Annotated in this window: 1 protein-coding gene; it reads right to left on the reverse strand. The window is 43.5% G+C overall.

The features are described 5' to 3' along the window. Positions 1-1573, reverse strand: a 1573-nt coding sequence (locus ENN47_01140; GenBank protein HDP76796.1) for a PAS domain S-box protein, incomplete at both ends; no start/stop codon positions are given.

A 1573-nucleotide genomic window follows, 5' to 3' on the forward strand; every position in this document is an offset into this window, starting at 1 on the left:
ACATCGCCGACTGGAAGGCTTAGGCCCGCATGATAGAGACTGTTGGTCTTCAAAGCATTTGGAGACTCCTGGATATCATCGATTATGTAAGGCTTCTTCTCTCTGAAAGTCTTCCCGACAATTCCAACATCTTTCGGCATTACAATTGGGTCTCGCGGATTTAGATTGGAGGATGCCTTGATTACTAGATTATCCTCTTCGCTGACACAGATGAAGCATATATCAAATTCAAGAATCTCCTTAGCTGCTTCAATCACAGAGTCGTATACATCCTGGAGGGTCCCGCATCTTTCCAGATTGAGAGCTGCGTCGTGAAGCCGTTCTATTCTGAACCTATCTCTCTCAAGAATCTCCAGACTTCTCATGTGTTCAGATATATCTCGTGCAAAAGTAAATTCGTATTCGCTTTCATCGTACCTGAAATAATTCCTGTTAATCTCGACGGGAAAGACAGAGCCGTCCTTGCTCACATGATAGGCTTCAAATGTATCCCTTCCTTTTGATTTAAGCCTATCCCAGCTTACCCTTCTATCCATTGCCTCCATCGATTTATCGAGATCATTTACCTTCAGTCCGGAAATCTCAGCCTTTGTGTATCCAAGATTTTTACAGGCCGCGCTGTTAGCATACAGTATCGTGCCGTCAGGAGCAATCCAGAAGGCCTCATCGTTCGCATTATCCAGTCCGAACTGAATAACCTTAATCCTCCTAAGTGCCTCTCTCTCTTCGGTCACATCATTTGCGGAACAGACAACAGACTCGATATTTCCGAATTCATCGATATCCGGCGTCTTCGTGATCTCTAGAATTCTTAACTCCCCATTCGAATTCTCTGAATTCTGTTCAAAAGCAAGTTTCGTTTTTCGAGAGAAAACCTCTTTGTTGCTTTCAACACATTTTTTTGCTTCCTCTTCCGAGAGAATCTCATAGACATTCTTTCCTTCAATCTCCTCCGGCCGCATACCAAGAAACTCTGCAAATGACTTATTGACGATTCCGAAAGTCTCAGGATCTCTAAAATACCAGATCAGTGTCGGAATCTTATCCAGAAGCAGTGACATTTCTCTGTTCCTTCTGACAAGAAACTTCTTGCCTGTCATTCGCTTTATAGTAGCGGTGAAGACGAATGTCAGAAGAAAGACGAAAGCGATTGCCGCATAGTTAGCCGGTAGCCATCTGCGCTCAAGAGAAACGAAGATTCCTGCTAATACTGGACTCCCCTTCTCATTGCCCAATTTGTATCCTTCTCTTGTGAGCAGACGCATAATTCCCTCGAGATCTAGTTCCATAATGACATACACATTCTTTGAACTCTCTGAACCAGCGTTGTTGGTGAAGGCAGAAATTGCAAAGAGATCCTTGCCCACTGAGAAGATCTCCGAGTAGTCTCCTCCTTCAACAGTAGGCGTGACGGCAATTTCAAACTTCTCACCAGCAGACGCAAAAACCTCATCATTATAAAAAACAGCAACACCTTTTATATGCATATTACTGGCCAGCATCTCCATTAGGTAGTGATTGGTGAAATCGTTGTCATTCTGCATAACAGCTTCATAAAACGGATCCCGATGAA

It is taken from the genome of Mesotoga infera (genome assembly GCA_011045915.1).
Taxonomy (GTDB): domain Bacteria; phylum Thermotogota; class Thermotogae; order Petrotogales; family Kosmotogaceae; genus Mesotoga; species Mesotoga infera_D.